A 14,888-nucleotide genomic window follows, 5' to 3' on the forward strand; every position below is an offset into this window, starting at 1 on the left:
CGTTGATGACGCTAGCAGAGAGATCCTCAGAAGTACCGTAGAAGTACGTATTGCATGTCGCAATCACTCGTGCCGTCGAAATGCTCCATAAAACCTTACGTTTCGCCGCAATCAAACGGATCACTTGCGTCCTGCCGGCGACCGGGTCCTGCGGGCATGAATTGTTGCAAAGTTGATGCCAGGTTCGACCGTTCGCCGGTGGATTGATTACAAAGGCGTCGTTGAACGGCGAGGCGCGTGCGCGTCTGCATTTCCAGAAAATCGCGCAATGGACTGTCTGGATTTCCGGACTTGCATCCACGTCGATGAGTGCTGCGTATGCTGAGGGCGGCCGATAAAAGTAGACCCCCGCGTTTCGTAGAATTGCGCAGCGAAGGCAGGGACGGGGCTCAGGGGGTCCGTCGGAAGGCCATCCGCGACTTTCAGAATGCCATCTCGCGAAACAGCGACTACGCCGAAGCGCATATCAACCTCGGGAAGGCGTACAGGCTGGACCCAACGGAATATTCCCTGGCCCGCATCTGTCAAAGCCATTCTGAAAGATCAATAGCTCCGGGCCGCCTTGAGCTAAGGGCGCAGCAGCAGATAGAAGGCGGCAACATGCGTAATCATCAGCACAGGCACGTAGATGATCGGAATCGCGTACGTAGCGCCCAGCTCTCCCGCACGCGCAGGAAGACCGGCCTGGGTAGCGTGGTAGTAGTCGAGGATGAGGTCGGTCGCTCCCACAAGATTGAAGGCTACGACGAACAACCAAAAGAGTGGGCGTATTCGTGCTGTGAGTAGCGCCAGCATCGCCAGAACTCCCGTTGCGAAGTCACCGTATGCGGCGAACACGGCGAAGCTGGCAGGCAGATCGGGACTGACGATGCCCGGCAGGATGAAGACCAGCCCGAAGAAACGGAAGCTATGCAAGGTGGCGATGGCGCGTTGCGCTTCGAATGGGTCCATCGACTTGAGCCTGGGCCAGACGTATACGCGGAATCAAAGCAGCCACGCGACATACCCGAGAACGAGATGCAATTGGAAGAGAAGTTCCGGTGACATGTTGCCTCCTGTCGACCAGAGTTGGCGCTTTAGCTGTCGACCGGAGTTCGCGTGTCGACCAGAGTTGGCGCTTTAGCGCTTACTCTGGTCCCATAGCGCGTTACTCCGGTCCCATGCAGAGCACTTACTCTGGTCTCATGCAAGATGGTTGCGCTCCGGTGTTGTCTGGCGCATTGAAGGATAGGAAGGAGATCATGCGGCGCGTCGTCGGATCAGCTGGCGCAGCGACAGCGCGTGCAGCAGGATCGAGCTTGGCACCACGAAAGCAGGGGTCAGCACATCCGGATAAGCGCCGGCGCCAATGCTCGACACGCTCGGAACGATCAACTGGAACCGGCCGGGCGAGGTGATCAACCCCAAGGTAATCGCGACGGCGAAGTCGGCGAGGCCGAAAAGGTTCCAGGCGATCGCCGCCTTCCGCCCTTGAGCTGTACCGCTCGCCACGGCGATTGCCGCCGGCACGGCGAACAGGCCGGTCAACACATCGCCAATTCCCGCCGGCAACGCGAACACGCCGGGCACCACCCCATGCAGCCAGGCAGCGAGAGCCCAGCTGCCGAATACCCGGTAAAGCTGAAGAGCGACAAGCCAGGTCGCCGGCATTGCATCGAGCACCTGCCCCACCCGCTTCGACAACAGCAACAGCGGCGCGCCGATCATCACCGGCAGGAAGATCGCCAACGGCAACAACGGCAAGGGTGAGGCGCCCGTGCGGAAGACGCCATTGATCGCTGCGCTCCAGGCGACAGCGAACCAAAGCGTGTCTGGGATCATGACCGCCAGCCAGGTCGTGCGGCGTTGGCCCGGAGTCAGGTCCGTGCTTTCGAGGCCGAGCCACAAACCGACCGCGATAAGCCCATGGGCTGTCAGCTGGTGGGCCGTGGTCGGAACGCCGCTAGCCGGGATAATCGGCTGCCAGTAGATCGACACAATCCACAGGACCGTCAGCGGGACGATCCAAAGCAGGCTGCGCCAGGCGGGACGCGGCGGGACGATACCAGCAGGAATAGGGGCGGCGGCCATCAGCGGTTCTCCATGTGAATCCGGGTCTTCGTGGGCGCGGCCTCGAACACCGCAGTGAGAATGCCGAGTCGGCCTTCCAGGAAATTTCGCCCCAGGTTGTTGGTAAGCTGTGCGAAATCCGGCCCCATCACCACGCCGAGATTTGGCGAGGGCGGGGGCCCCGACGCACGCAGTTGGGTAATCCAGGCCTTGGCGGCCTCGGTGTCGTTTTGCCATGCCAGCGTGCGGAAACCTGCTTGTTCGATCGCCTCGCGCGTTGCATCGGCCGTCAGGAGAAAGCTTGTTGTCGGCGTTCGCGCCCAGGGAACGGGGTAGTACGGTTCGCTGCCGTTTGCGACGACGTCGAACGTCGCAAACCTGCCGCATGGCTTCAGCACGCGTTCGATCTCCCGGTAAAGCCGTGCGCGGTCGGCGATGTTCATCGCCACGTGCTGCAGCAATACGGCGTCGAAACGGCTGCCGTCGAAGGGAAGTTCCAGCGCGCTGGCGGTATGAAACGACACCTGTTCGCTCTGCCCTGTGCGCTGGGTGAGATAGCGTGCGGCATCCACGAACGGTTCGCTGAGGTCGATACCCGTCACCCGGCAGCCATAGGTTGCAGCCAGAAAACGGGCCGGCCCGCCTACGCCCGAACCGACGTCCAGCACCGACATGTCGGCGGTGATCCCGGCCAATCTGGCAAGCTCGGCAGTGGCAGCAAGCCCACGGGTGTGAAACTGGTCGAGGGCGCCCAGTTGCTGCGGTGTGAGCCGCTGATCCTCCGGCCCAAGGACCGTGAGCGCGATCTTCAGCCGCTCGGTCAGGCCGGTCGCGCGATAGTGATCGCGCACGCCATCAAGTGCATCAGTCATTGCAAGGTTCCTCCACGGTCTTAGCGGATTGCTCAGGGCTTGCGAGTCGACATCGGCGTGACTCCTCATCTGCAGGCGTAGGTGTACCATGGCCTCTCGCGAGCGACTATTCATCACAATGTTGACGGGCTATGAAGCAGAACTTCACAGTCAGGCAGGGCGCGCTCGATGGCGTGGAGGTGTTCCTGAGCGTTGCCCAGCATCGCAGTTTTCGCCGGGCAGCCGCGGAACTCGGGGTGACACCGTCGGCCGTCAGCCAGACAGTGCGCGTACTTGAAGCGCGCATTGGCGCAGCGCTCTTCATACGCACCACACGTAGTGTCGGCTTGACCGAAGCCGGCGAACGGTTTCTTTCGCACGCAAAGCCTGCCTTCGAGGAGCTTGTCGCCGCTAGTGAGGTTGCGCGCGGACTTGGCCAGCGGCCCGCCGGATTGTTGCGGCTTTCCGTGCCGCGCGCGGTGGTGCCAATCCTGCTGGAACCACTGATTGCATCCTTCTGCCGGGCTTATCCAGAGGTCGAAGTGGAGATCGCCGCAAGCGAGGAGCTGATCGATCTTGCAGCGGAAGGGTTCGACGCCGGTATCCGGCTGGGTCAGTTCGTCGACGCCGACATGGTCGCCGTACCGTTGACGCCCCCGTTTCGTCTCATCGTCGTCGGCAGCCCGGCCTACTTCGCAGGGCGCAGCCGGCCCAGGCACACGGACGATCTGCGCCAACACGCATGCTTGCGATGGCGGCGATCCAGCGGCGCGCTCGCGCTATGGTCGTTCAACGACAACGGCCACGCGATCGAGATCGCCGTATCCGGCCCCCTCATCGCCAACGATTTTCCCACCATGCTTGGCGCGGCAGTCGAAGGTATAGGCCTTGCCCAGCTACCTGAGCCGATGGCCGCTGAAGGGTTGAGAGCGGGAAAACTGGTGCACGTGCTGGAACCGTTCGCGCCGGTGATACCGGGAGTGTTTCTCTACTATCCAAGCCGCCGGCAGATCATGCCGAAGCTGCGCGCCTTCATCGATCACGTGAAGAGCCGCCCGGCAGGCCATGGCAAAGTCCCGGGTACAAGATGACTATTGGCGTGCCGGGTTGCGGAAAAGAGGGTGATGTTTTCCTGTCGTCGCCGACGCGTCATCTGGCGACATTTGCGCCCCCGCGGAGACATTGTGAAATCGAAGACGGAGCCGATCACGGTTTGTCCGCACGTAGTGAGACGCTCCTGACGCCGAATTTCTCTATTGCCCGCTGGGCGTTGTCAGACAGGAAGCGATACTGGTCGTTGACGTGTTGCGCGACGACGTGCAGGCCGGCTGCCTCGATCGCCTGCCTGTAGCGGTCGACTTGCCACGCACCACCGATGCAGGCTGCCCACAGGGTCGTGTTGCATGAAATGCTTTCGGGCAGATCGACATCGGTCACGATGTCGGCAATCGCATGCCGGCCTCCCGGGCGCCGCAGCCGCGCCACCTCGCGGAACACATGGGGCTTGTCCACGGCAAGGTTGATCACGCCATTGCTGATCACTACGTCGAAGCAGCCATCTTCAAACGGCGCGGCGTCGATGTAGCCCTTGACATAAGTGATGTTGCGCACGCCGTGGCGTCGGCGAAGCGCTTCGGCCTTGGCGCGCTGGGCATCGGTCATATCCAGTCCGATCACCATACCCGTCGGTCCGGTCAACAGACTGGCGACGAAGGTGTCCATGCCCGAGCCACTGCCGAGATCGAGCACGCGCGCGTCCTCCATCTCGTCGAGCAGATAAAAGAAGTAGCCGACGCCGGCGAACGAATCGATGGCCTCGGCGGGGACGAGGTCCAGGTCGGCCGTCGGGTAGCCGAGCCGCTCGGCCAGCGCACGGCCCATTTCGAAGTGGAATTCGCCGTGCGGATTCTCGGCGACGTCGCAGTACATCGCCTGGACCTTGCTTTCGAGCTCGCTGCGATCGACCTGGGTGGACATGGCGACCTCCAGTTCGGCAGGCACCGTCCCGTTGCAAACGGCATTCAAAGCGTCCGGGTCGATGGCGCTCCTTTGGGAAGGATAGGTCAACCGACCGAAGCGTGCCATGTCCATTATGGCTGATCGCACGCGCCCTCGCAGGCTGGCTGCAGGGTCGCTTCGCTGCGTCGGGGTTGTCTTGCACAGCCGCGCCGCCCGTCTCCGCGTAGCTGATCATGTGCGTCTTCGCACCGTGGCCAGCGACGCGTGGCGCCTGGTCCTTTCGTCTTCATCATTAGACGTTGCGATGACAGTAGCCGTGCAAGACTCCGACTACAGCGGGGCACTCCGCGGCTTACTTCATCAGGTTGTTCGTTGCCTGCCCGCACGCGTCACGACGGGCTCACGGTCGTGCGTACAACGGCAGGCATTGAACAAACTTCAACGCCCTCGGACGATCATCGCCGGTCCGGAGTCGCCCCATTCCGGACGGTCGACCGCGCGCCTCTTAGATGGCAGCCTCCTGGTGCCAAGCCGACATTCGAGTGTCTGTCGCCAGACACTTTTGGACGGCAGCAGATAGCTACGTCCAGCAAGTAGAACTCAGGCGCATGTTAAGGTCGCCAATCGCTTTCTGCCCATTCTGGCGATGATGGACAACGTAGTAATCGACGATGCGCCGCCGGCGTGATCAAACTGGAGCAGGCGGCATGATGGCGCAACAGAAGGGCGGTGCACCCGCCGAGCTTGTCGGCAGGGTTTCTCCGCCTGCTATCTGCGCATGCCGAAATTCAATGAGGAGGGGTGGGGGGCGCTTTCCCACACCCACCTAAACACCGATCCGATCACCGGCGCGAGCCTCACGCCGCACCTCCTGCGGCGGTAGGCCAAACCCGCGCATGAACGCTTCGCGCATATGCCGACGATCGCGAAACCCCGTCTCTTTCGCGATCACTTCCAGCGTGTGCCGGCTCTTCTCGATCATCAGCCGCGCGGCTTCGAGCCGCAGCCCTTCGATCGCCTTCGCGGGCGACTGTCCCGTCTCCAGGGCGAACACCCGGCTGAACTGCCGCGGGCTCAGATGCGCCGTACTCGCGAGCTCCTCGACGGTGAGCGGCCGGCCCAGGTTCTTGCGCGCATAGTTCAGCGCATTCTGGATGCGGTCGGACTTTGGCGCGAGATCGAGCATTTCCGAATGCTGCGACTGGCCACCCGAGCGCCGCTGATGCATCACGAGCTTGTGCGCGACCGAACGCGCCACATCGGCGCCGAGGTCCTTCTCGACCATCCCGAGCGCGAGGTCGAGGCCGGCGGTCATGCCCGCCGATGTCCAGATTGGCCCATCGACAATGTAGATGCGATCTTCCTCGACACGGATGTCCGGAAACCGGCTCATCATCTCGCGGGCATAGGCCCAATGTGTGGTCGCGCGCCGGTTCGCGAGCAGCCCCGCTTCAGCCAGTACAAAACCGCCTGTGCAGATGCCGGCGATGCGTCGCGCGCGCATAGCCGCCTTGCGCAGGAACGCGAGCACTTCGGCGGACGGCGGCGAGGTAAGCGGCGTGTCGACGCCTGCCGCGATCCACGTGTCGATCGCGGCGCGACCGCCAAGCGGCCGCGTGCCGACAGACATGCCGAGCGAGGAGCGCACGTCGCCGCCCGCCACCGAAAAGGTCTGGACGCTGTAGAAGGCTTCGCCCGCCACAACGTTCGCGTATTCGAAAACCGACTGTGAAGCGAGCGCCATCACCTGGAAGCCATCGCTCAGCAAATATCCGATCCGGTGCACGTCGGCCCTCCGCTGTTCATCAAGTCAAACATCCGCTGCGAAGAGATGTCCTGAATCACGACCATATACGTCATTTGCGTCGGCGTCAATCCGGACCACAATTGCCTTACGCAATCACCAACGAACTTCCAACCGGAGTACATCATGACGCAAGCACATCAGGGTACGGCGCTCATTACGGGCGCATCCACGGGCATCGGCGCGGTCTATGCCGAGCGGCTCGCAAAACGCGGCTACGATCTGATCCTGGTTGCGCGCAGCCGCGACCGGCTCGTGAGTCTCGCCGAACGCATCACGAACGGAACGCGCCGGTCCGTCGAGATCCTCGACGCCGATCTCAATGCCCCGGCTTCACTCGCCACGGTGGAAGCGAAGCTGACGGAAGACGCGAGCATCGCGCTGCTCGTGAACAACGCGGGTGTCGGCACGCATACACCGTTGCTCGACAGCGATGTCGACGCCATGACGCGGATGATCGATCTGAACGTGACCGCACTCACCCGCCTCACGTACGCCGCGGTGCCGGGCTTCGTCTCCCGTGGCAAGGGCGCGATCATCAACATCTCGTCGATCGTCGGCATCGCGCCGGAGATCCTGAACGGCGTGTATGGCGGCACCAAGGCCTTCGTGCTGGCGTTCAGCCAGTCGCTGCATCACGAGCTCGCCATCAAGGGCGTAAAGGTACAGGCGGTGCTGCCCGGCGCCACGGCCACCGATTTCTGGCAGACCGGCGGCTTGCCGCTCGAGAACCTCAATCCGGCCATCGTCATGTCCGCAGGCGACATGGTTGACGCGGCGCTCAGCGGCTTCGATCGGGGCGAGCTCGTCACGATTCCGTCCCTGCACGACGGCGCGAAGTGGGACGCCTTCGAAGCCGCGCGCCAGGCGATGTTGCCGGAACTGTCGACCAACACGCCCGCACGCCGCTACACCGCTGATAACGAAAGAACCGCCTAGGACGCATAGAAACGAACGCGCGAATAAAGCGGTATCGACACGCTGACGCAGACGGTGCACGTAACCGTGGGCGCCGCAAAGTCGCGCACTATTTTTCAAGGAGTATCCCCATGTCAATAGTTTCGACGGCGCAAAGCCGGCGCAGCTCGTTCGCCACTGCAGCCGCGGCTGCCCTCGCCCTTTCTCTGGCCGCTGCTGTCAGTTACGCCCAGCCCGTTCCGGCTTCGGATCAGCCTTCCGCGATACCACACGCAGCGACTCAAGACGACTCGATCCGTCCCTTCCACATCCACGTTCCGGACGAAACACTCGTCGACCTGCGCCGCCGCATCGCTGCGACGCGGTGGCCTGACAAGGAGACGGTCGCCGATCAATCCCAAGGCGTGCAGGAGGCCAAGATCCAGGCGCTGGTACAGCACTGGGGGACGGACTACGACTGGCGTAAGGCGGAGGCCAGGCTGAACGCCCTGCCGATGTTCGTGACCACGATCGACGGCGTCGATATTCAGTTCATCCACGTGAAATCCCGTCACCCGAACGCCCTGCCGCTGATCATCACCCACGGCTGGCCTGGCTCGCCTCTGGAACTGGTGAAGACTATCGGTCCGCTCACCGATCCCACGGCTTATGGCGGCCGTGCGGAAGACGCCTTCGATGTCGTCATCCCCTCGATGCCCGGCTATGGCTTCTCAGGCAAACCGACGGGCACCGGCTGGGGTCCCGATCGCATCGGGCGGGCGTGGGACGTGCTGATGAAGCGTCTGGGCTACAAGCACTATGTGTCTCAAGGCGGCGATTGGGGTTCGGTGGTCGCGGATGCGATGGGGCGTCAGGCTCCGGCGGGGCTGCTGGGCATTCACGTCAATATGCCTGCGACGGTGCCACCGGAGGTCGCGAAGGCACTCAACAATGGCGAACCGGTGCCGGCCAGGCTGTCCGGGGTGGAAAAGGCAGCGTACGAATCACTCACCAACTTGTACAAAAAGGGCGGCGGCTATGCCGCCATGATGGTCACTCGCCCGCAAACCGAGGGCTACGGCCTGGCTGATTCGCCCGCGGGCCAGGCGGCCTGGATGTACGACAAGTTCGCGGCCTGGACCTATAGCGGCGGCGACCCCGAGCGCTCACTCACCAAGGATGAGATGCTCGACGACATCACGCTGTACTGGGTCACGAACACTTCGACCTCGTCGGCGCGGCTCTACTGGGAGAACAACAACAACAACTTCAACGCGGTAGAACAGAAGACCGCCGAGATTTCGGTCCCGGTTGCAGTGACGGTCTTTCCCGGCGAGATCTATCGGGCGCCGCGGAGCTGGACCGAGCGCAGTTATCCCAAACTCACCTATTTCCATGAGGTGAACAAGGGCGGCCACTTCGCAGCATGGGAACAACCGCAGCTCTTCGCCGAGGAGCTCCGCGCGGCGTTCAGACCGTTGCGCCGACAACTATGAGGTCCCGCCGGTTGCTGTCGCACGAATGCGCGGCAGCAACCGGCTTCAGGAGTCCACATTTCAGCACGCTCCTGACATGAAGCGCCTGGTATTGGCAGAAATAGTGCGCCGTTCGCGGGCTTTTCGTATCGCAATGTATCCACGAAGCCGCCGATACACAGGCTTGCAAAACGCCCGGTTCACGACACACGCCAGATACGTCGGCGCGCTCAAATGCATCAACGACGGATTGCGACGGGCTGCCACGAAGCCGATGCGTCCCGGGCGTTTCCCAAACCTTCATCGTTTCAAGGAGAACAGCATGAAAACTTCGATCATCGCTTTGGCTTTTGCCGCATTCGCCGCTTCGGGCGCAGCTCAGGCCGCCGAGAGCGCCACGACCTCCACTGTCGCGCAGACGGAGCAATCCGGTACGAGCCGCATCGGCGCGTCGCCGAAGACGCGTGCCGACGTGCGCCACGAATTGGTGCAGGCGCAGCAGGACGGCCAGCTCGCCAGTCTCAGCACGCTCTATCGCGGAAGCTGAACCGGCTCATTTACACACTTATCCGAGGATCCATCATGAACAAGCATCTCATCGCCGCCCTCCTCATCGCAGCCAGTGCAGCGGCTACGGGCTCCGCCTTCGCCAGCAGCGGCTACGGTCCGGCCCCGCACTACGACCCGATCGCAGGCGCGCCCGCATCGCAACGCGGTCCGAATAGCCAGACCATCGTCATCGATCAGGACGGCGCCGATCTCGGCACGCGGGCGTTCGGCGGCATGTCCGATACGACATCGCAGTCGGGTACCCGGCTCGCGGCCCGCGATCCTTTTTCCACCTACTCGCGTCACTGATGCCGCCGCGGCAAGGAGTTCATCATGAATCGAATCGACAAAGTGTTGTACACGGGCAAGACCCACACCACGGGCGGACGCGACGGCGCATCGCGCAGTTCCGACGGACGCCTCGACGTCAGGCTCTCGGCACCGGGATCGACGGGCAGCGGGACGAATCCCGAGCAGATGTTCGCGGCCGGCTGGTCCGCCTGTTTCATCGGCGCGATGGGATTGGCGGCCGCGAAGATGAAGGTCGCGCTGCCCCCCGATACGGCCGTCGACGCCGAGGTCGATCTGCGCACCACCGATGGCGCTTACTTTCTGCAGGCTCGGCTGAACGTCAGCCTGCCAGGTGTGGAGCGCGAAGTCGCCGAGGCGCTGGCGCGCACTGCGCACGAGACCTGCCCGTACTCGAAGGCGACACGCGGGAACATCGATGTGGTCATCAGGGTGGTCTGAATGCGGCGATGCGGGCGGTGAAACTTCCGCCTGACGAATGAGCGGCGGTCGGCGTGATCTGGGAGGCCAATTCGCGCCGACTTTCACCCGATCGCCGAAGCATCCGCGTGCGTCCCATGGGTCAACCGTTCCACGCGCTGCGCCCCATCGAATACTAATCGACACAATCTCAAAGGAGATACGGCCATGCCAGACGAGATGAATCCTCGCCGTCGCCGCCTGCTGCAGACGACTATTGCAGGCGTCGGCCTGCTCGAACTCGGACTCAGCGGACTCGCCAACGCGCAATCGGCCGGAAACACGAGCCACGCCAAGGTCAGTGCCTCTGCGCGCGTCGCATCATTCGACACCATTCGCCGGGTCAACGCCGGAGCGCTCAGCATCGGCTATGCGGAAGCGGGACCGAGCGACGGCCCGGTCGTGATCCTGCTGCACGGATGGCCCTACGACATCTACAGCTTCGCCGAAGTCGCGCCACTGCTCGCAGCCGCCGGCTATCGCGTGATCGTGCCGTATCTGCGTGGCTACGGCCCGACGCGCTTCCTGTCCGCCGACACCCCGCGCAACGGGCAGCAAGCCGTCGTCGCGGTCGACATCATCGCGCTGATGGACGCGCTGAAGATCGAGAAGGCCGTGTTCGGCGGCTTCGACTGGGGCGCGCGCACGGTCAACATCATCGCCGCGCTGTGGCCGGAACGCTGCAAGGCGATGGTTTCGGTGAGCGGCTATCTGATCGGCAGCCAGGCCGCCAACCGCGCGCCGCTTCCACCGAAGGCGGAGCTTGCATGGTGGTATCAGTTCTATTTCGCCACGGAGCGTGGTCAAGCGGGGTACGAAGCGAACCGCAACGACTTTAACAAGCTCATCTGGCGTCTCGCGTCACCGAAGTGGGACTTCGACGATGCGACCTACGACCGCTCCGCGCAATCGTTCGCGAATCCGGATCATGTCGCCGTGGTGATTCACAACTATCGCTGGCGTCTGGGACTCGCGCAGGGCGAACCGCAATACGACGCGCTCGAACAGCGCCTGGCGGCGGCGCCGACTATCGCGGTGCCGACCATCACGCTCGAAGGCGATGCCAACGGCGCGCCGCATCCCGATCCGTCGGCCTACGCAAAGAAGTTCACGGGCAAATACGCGCACCGGACCATCAAAGGCGGAATCGGCCACAATCTGCCGCAGGAAGCGCCCAAGGTCTTTGCGGACGCAGTGATCGAGGTTGCCGGCTACTAAGCGCCCACGTGTGGCGCATTAAAGACAAGAACCCGGGTGGCTTTGCGACCAACAGCGGTGGCGTCGGTCATTTGACCTCGTCCCGTTCCGCGCGGGCTGCCTGCAATGCTAACGGCTCACTCTCACCTTTGAGGAAAATTCCGTCATGAACCGCCTGTTGAAGAGATATCTCGCATCGGCGTTGTTGCTCGGCAGCGTGTTTTCGTTGAACGCGGCCAATGCTGCCCCGCCGCAGGATCTGAAAGGAACGAACGTCGTCCTTGTGCACGGCGCTTTCGCCGACGGATCGAGCTGGGATAAGGTGATCCCGCTGCTCGAAGCGCGTGGTCTTCACGTGGTGTCGGTTCAGAACCCGCTCAGCTCGCTTGCGGATGATACGGCGGCGACCAAGCGCGTAATAGACCAGCAAACCGGTCCGGTTGTGCTCGTAGGCCATTCGTGGGGCGGCTTTGTGATCACCCAAGCCGGCAACGACAACAAAGTCAAGGCACTCGTGTACGTAGCCGCTCTCGTTCCGGATAGCGGCGCATCGATCAACGACATGATGAAAGGCAAGCCGGCACCGGCCTGGGCAGGCGAACTGAGGAAAGACTCCGCAAACTTCCTGACATTGTCCACCCACGCGGTGGTTAATGATTTCGCCCAGGATTTGCCATCGGCGCAAGCACGCACCCTCGCAGCGACGCAAGGACCGTGGTTCGCGGGTGCTCTGGACGACAAGGTGAGCATCGCTGCGTGGCACACAAAGCCGTCCTGGTTCGTGGTCGCCAACCAGGATCGTATGATCGATCCGCGAGCAGAGGAAGCAACGGCAAAGCAGATCGGCGCAACGACGATACATGTCGATTCGAGTCACGTCGCAATGTTGAGTCATCCGAAGGCGGTTGCCGCCGCAATTATCGCAGCGGCAAGCAAAGTCCAGTAACAGTCGCATTTGGCTCTGACTGGTTGCGGTGTTGCATTGGACTCCATAGCGCAAGGGCATGCCAACAAACAATCCAAACAAGAGTTGACCGATCTACCCAGCGTCATGCGAGGTAGGCCGGTTACGTATCCCGGCACGAAGGTCCGTTGTCTGGGCAAAGCCGACGTTCGAATGTCTGTATGAAAGCGCGGGCCAACGGCCGTAGTTGGCCGAACACGGCAGTTCGATGAACGACCGAGTTCGACCCAACCCTGTCATTTGCGAAGGCTTCACCAATGACACAAGTCCTGCCCAAAGCGGACCGGGTCCCCCCGGTCAAAAGTCGCGCCACAGCGCTTTGAGCAGCCGAAGGGACCGGCGACCCACCCGCCATGACATCCGCACCAGCGCCGTCAACGAGGGCAGCGTACGAAGTCATCAGTCAATGAGACGCGGCGAAATCGTCGATCTTTGCAGCTGGAGATAGCGCGAACGATGCCCGCATATCTCGAGCCTCATCGGCCGGTGAGCGTCCAAAAAAACGCTTGAACTCGCGACTGAACTGCGAGGGACTTTCATAACCGACGCGCGCCGACGCGGAGGCGGCCGTCAAACCGTCGCGAATCATCAGCAAGCGCGCCTGATGCAGACGCGTCGACTTGATGTATTGAATCGGCGAGGTCAGTGTGACGGTTCTGAAGTTGACATGAAACGCGGGAACGCTCATCCCCGCCTCTTCCGCGAGACTACTAACATCTAATGACTGCGCATAGTCGGTATGAATTCGACGCAGCGCTTTCGCCACCCTGCCGAAACGGCCCTGATGCGCGAGCGCAGCCCTCATCGCTCCGCCTCGTTCCCCGATCAATACCCGGTAGCAGATTTCCCGCACGATTGCAGGCCCCAGCACCTCGGCATCCAGGGGCGAGCTCACGGCTTGCAGCAAGCGCAAGGTCGCTTCGGCCAGGTCTCCCTCGAGCGGCGTCGATACGATCCCTAGCGGTGCGCCTTGCTGATGGCGTCCGGAACGATCGATCACCAGAATCAGGTCGGTCAGTTCGATCAGGTCGAGGCGCAACGTCACGGCCAGCATCGGCTCGGCCTCGCTCGCTTCGGTTTCAGTCGAGAACGGCAGGGGCACGGACAGGATCAGATAATGCTGGGCGTCGTAAACGTACACCTCTTCGCCCAGAAAACCCAACTTGCGTCCCTGACACACGATCACGATGCTGGGCTCGTACAGCACGGGCGTACGCCCCAGCGGCCGGTTGGAACGCATGAACCGCACACCCTCCAGCGCGGACTGGGTGTATCCCTCATTCGGCGCCAGACGCTGAAGCAGGCTCACCATTCTTGCGGAAACAGCGTTGTGGGCAGCCGTCACGAGGACTCCTCTTTCACCGGATCTGGTGGAGGAATTCTACTGGATACGATCGACGGGCAGCATCCACTTCAATAGGAATAGGCAATACCGCGATTGTCGCGTGTATTCGCGCGCAGGTGCCCGGCTCATAAGATGGGTCATCGGCTGGACAGTGCAGCCGAAGCGCCCGGGAGACCCCGCCGCGATTGCCCTGCCGCTTCGTGCGCAGACTTCGTAGCCTCTCCCTCAGACAAACCTGCACAGATTATCGGAACGGAGAACGCAACATGACGACGCAATCCAACCAACCCAAAGTCATCCTCATCACCGGGGCAAGCAGCGGTATCGGCGAAGCGACGGTCCGGCTGCTTGCCGCCCAGGGGCACCAGCTCGTGATCGGCGCGCGGCGCACGGAACGACTCGCGGCGCTGGCCGAAGAAATCCAGGCAAGCGGTGGCTCGGTTCGTTATCAGGCACTCGACGTCACTTCCGCCACCAGCGTTAGCGCTTTCGCCCAGTTCGCACTGGACACCTTCGGCCGCATCGACGTGATCGTCAACAACGCCGGCGTGATGCCGTTGTCGCCCTTGAGCGCGATAAAAGTGGACGAATGGGATCGCATGATCGATGTGAACATCCGTGGCGTGCTGCACGGAATCGCTGCGGTCCTGCCGACCATGGAGTGCCAGGGGTTTGGCCAGGTCATCAATATTTCCTCGATCGGCGGCCTGTCCGTCTCGCCGACGGCCGCCGTGTACTGCGCTACCAAGTTCGCCGTACGCGCCATCTCGGACGGCCTGCGGCAGGAAACCGACAAGGTGCGCGTGACCGTGATCTGCCCAGGCGTCGTGGAGTCGGAGTTGGCCGACTCGATCTCCGACGACACCGCGCGGGCAGCAATGCGCGACTTCCGCCGCATCGCGCTGACGTCGGACGCCATTGCGTGCTCGATCGCCTATGCGATCGAGCAGCCGGCAGATGTCGATGTCAGCGAAATCGTCGTGCGCCCGACGGCGAGCCCTTTCTAACGATCCTCATCTCCAGGGAAAAT

At 62.5% G+C, this 14,888-nt stretch carries 15 protein-coding genes; 9 read left to right on the forward strand and 6 right to left on the reverse strand.

Going from position 1 to position 14,888, the window contains the following annotated elements; translation table 11 throughout:
* Window positions 1–567: 567 nt before the first annotated feature.
* The 3 genes from WN982_RS33495 to WN982_RS33505 form a co-directional block, all read right to left on the reverse strand.
* Window positions 568–951, reverse strand: coding sequence for a hypothetical protein (locus WN982_RS33495; protein WP_341316306.1), 384 nt, complete (start codon window positions 949–951; stop codon window positions 568–570).
* A gap of 288 nt (window positions 952–1,239) precedes the next feature.
* Complete coding sequence (locus WN982_RS33500) at window positions 1,240–2,070, reverse strand: MFS transporter (protein WP_341316307.1); 831 nt, start codon at window positions 2,068–2,070, stop codon at window positions 1,240–1,242.
* On the reverse strand, window positions 2,070–2,921 hold the full coding sequence (locus tag WN982_RS33505) for a class I SAM-dependent methyltransferase (RefSeq protein WP_341316308.1): 852 nt from the start codon (window positions 2,919–2,921) through the stop codon (window positions 2,070–2,072). The genes WN982_RS33500 and WN982_RS33505 overlap by 1 nt, the downstream gene beginning before the upstream one ends.
* Window positions 2,922–3,052: 131 nt before the next feature.
* On the opposite strand from WN982_RS33505, the gene WN982_RS33510 reads away from it, so the two are divergent.
* Window positions 3,053–3,991, forward strand: a complete 939-nt coding sequence (locus tag WN982_RS33510; RefSeq protein WP_341316309.1) for a LysR family transcriptional regulator — start codon at window positions 3,053–3,055, stop codon at window positions 3,989–3,991.
* A gap of 115 nt (window positions 3,992–4,106) precedes the next feature.
* Here the strand turns inward: WN982_RS33510 and WN982_RS33515 are convergent, their stop codons facing one another.
* Together WN982_RS33515 and WN982_RS33520 are read right to left on the reverse strand one after the other, a co-directional pair.
* Entirely contained in the window at window positions 4,107–4,991 is an 885-nt protein-coding gene (locus WN982_RS33515; protein ID WP_341316310.1) for a methyltransferase domain-containing protein, read from the reverse strand.
* Window positions 4,992–5,685: 694 nt separating this feature from the next.
* Entirely contained in the window at window positions 5,686–6,645 is a 960-nt protein-coding gene (locus tag WN982_RS33520; RefSeq protein ID WP_341316311.1) for a GlxA family transcriptional regulator, read from the reverse strand.
* A 144-nt stretch (window positions 6,646–6,789) separates the two neighbouring features.
* Here WN982_RS33520 and WN982_RS33525 point away from each other — a divergent pair, with 144 nt between their 5' ends.
* The 7 genes from WN982_RS33525 (at window position 6,790) to WN982_RS33555 (ending at window position 12,495) form a co-directional block, all read left to right on the forward strand.
* A complete protein-coding gene (locus WN982_RS33525; protein ID WP_341316312.1) occupies window positions 6,790–7,602 on the forward strand; it encodes an SDR family oxidoreductase in 813 nt (270 codons plus the stop codon).
* A 110-nt stretch (window positions 7,603–7,712) separates the two neighbouring features.
* Complete coding sequence (locus WN982_RS33530) at window positions 7,713–9,056, forward strand: epoxide hydrolase family protein (RefSeq protein ID WP_341316313.1); 1,344 nt, start codon at window positions 7,713–7,715, stop codon at window positions 9,054–9,056.
* Window positions 9,057–9,357: 301 nt separating this feature from the next.
* Window positions 9,358–9,582 (forward strand): DUF4148 domain-containing protein, encoded by a 225-nt coding sequence (locus WN982_RS33535; protein WP_341316314.1) that lies wholly within the window; start codon window positions 9,358–9,360, stop codon window positions 9,580–9,582.
* Window positions 9,583–9,617: 35 nt separating this feature from the next.
* Window positions 9,618–9,893: a hypothetical protein gene (locus WN982_RS33540; protein WP_341316315.1), complete on the forward strand. Its 276-nt coding sequence runs from the start codon at window positions 9,618–9,620 to the stop codon at window positions 9,891–9,893.
* Window positions 9,894–9,917: 24 nt separating this feature from the next.
* Entirely contained in the window at window positions 9,918–10,334 is a 417-nt protein-coding gene (locus WN982_RS33545) for an organic hydroperoxide resistance protein (protein ID WP_341316316.1), read from the forward strand.
* A 186-nt stretch (window positions 10,335–10,520) separates the two neighbouring features.
* The gene (locus WN982_RS33550) at window positions 10,521–11,570 is read left to right on the forward strand and encodes an alpha/beta hydrolase (RefSeq protein WP_341316317.1); all 1,050 of its coding nucleotides are present in this window, start codon (window positions 10,521–10,523) and stop codon (window positions 11,568–11,570) included.
* A gap of 145 nt (window positions 11,571–11,715) precedes the next feature.
* Window positions 11,716–12,495: an alpha/beta hydrolase gene (locus tag WN982_RS33555; protein ID WP_341316318.1), complete on the forward strand. Its 780-nt coding sequence runs from the start codon at window positions 11,716–11,718 to the stop codon at window positions 12,493–12,495.
* A 421-nt stretch (window positions 12,496–12,916) separates the two neighbouring features.
* On the opposite strand, the gene WN982_RS33560 is transcribed toward WN982_RS33555, so the two are convergent.
* The gene (locus WN982_RS33560) at window positions 12,917–13,825 is read right to left on the reverse strand and encodes an AraC family transcriptional regulator (protein WP_341319499.1); all 909 of its coding nucleotides are present in this window, start codon (window positions 13,823–13,825) and stop codon (window positions 12,917–12,919) included.
* A 299-nt stretch (window positions 13,826–14,124) separates the two neighbouring features.
* Between WN982_RS33560 and WN982_RS33565 the strand changes: the two genes are divergently transcribed.
* Complete coding sequence (locus WN982_RS33565; protein WP_341316319.1) at window positions 14,125–14,865, forward strand: SDR family oxidoreductase; 741 nt, start codon at window positions 14,125–14,127, stop codon at window positions 14,863–14,865.
* Window positions 14,866–14,888: the final 23 nt, after the last annotated feature.

The organism is Paraburkholderia sp. IMGN_8 (genome assembly GCF_038050405.1).
Lineage (GTDB): Bacteria > Pseudomonadota > Gammaproteobacteria > Burkholderiales > Burkholderiaceae > Paraburkholderia.

Coding starts and splice junctions, on each gene's coding strand:
- WN982_RS33500 (WP_341316307.1), bottom strand. CDS start 2,070: ATGGCCGCCGCCCCTATTCCTGCTGGTATCGTCCCGCCGCGTCCCGCC.
- WN982_RS33560 (WP_341319499.1), bottom strand. CDS start 13,825: ATGGTGAGCCTGCTTCAGCGTCTGGCGCCGAATGAGGGATACACCCAG.
- WN982_RS33530 (WP_341316313.1), top strand. CDS start 7,713: ATGTCAATAGTTTCGACGGCGCAAAGCCGGCGCAGCTCGTTCGCCACT.
- WN982_RS33505 (WP_341316308.1), bottom strand. CDS start 2,921: ATGACTGATGCACTTGATGGCGTGCGCGATCACTATCGCGCGACCGGC.
- WN982_RS33545 (WP_341316316.1), top strand. CDS start 9,918: ATGAATCGAATCGACAAAGTGTTGTACACGGGCAAGACCCACACCACG.
- WN982_RS33510 (WP_341316309.1), top strand. CDS start 3,053: ATGAAGCAGAACTTCACAGTCAGGCAGGGCGCGCTCGATGGCGTGGAG.
- WN982_RS33525 (WP_341316312.1), top strand. CDS start 6,790: ATGACGCAAGCACATCAGGGTACGGCGCTCATTACGGGCGCATCCACG.
- WN982_RS33535 (WP_341316314.1), top strand. CDS start 9,358: ATGAAAACTTCGATCATCGCTTTGGCTTTTGCCGCATTCGCCGCTTCG.
- WN982_RS33540 (WP_341316315.1), top strand. CDS start 9,618: ATGAACAAGCATCTCATCGCCGCCCTCCTCATCGCAGCCAGTGCAGCG.
- WN982_RS33495 (WP_341316306.1), bottom strand. CDS start 951: ATGGACCCATTCGAAGCGCAACGCGCCATCGCCACCTTGCATAGCTTC.
- WN982_RS33550 (WP_341316317.1), top strand. CDS start 10,521: ATGCCAGACGAGATGAATCCTCGCCGTCGCCGCCTGCTGCAGACGACT.
- WN982_RS33565 (WP_341316319.1), top strand. CDS start 14,125: ATGACGACGCAATCCAACCAACCCAAAGTCATCCTCATCACCGGGGCA.
- WN982_RS33515 (WP_341316310.1), bottom strand. CDS start 4,991: ATGGACATGGCACGCTTCGGTCGGTTGACCTATCCTTCCCAAAGGAGC.
- WN982_RS33555 (WP_341316318.1), top strand. CDS start 11,716: ATGAACCGCCTGTTGAAGAGATATCTCGCATCGGCGTTGTTGCTCGGC.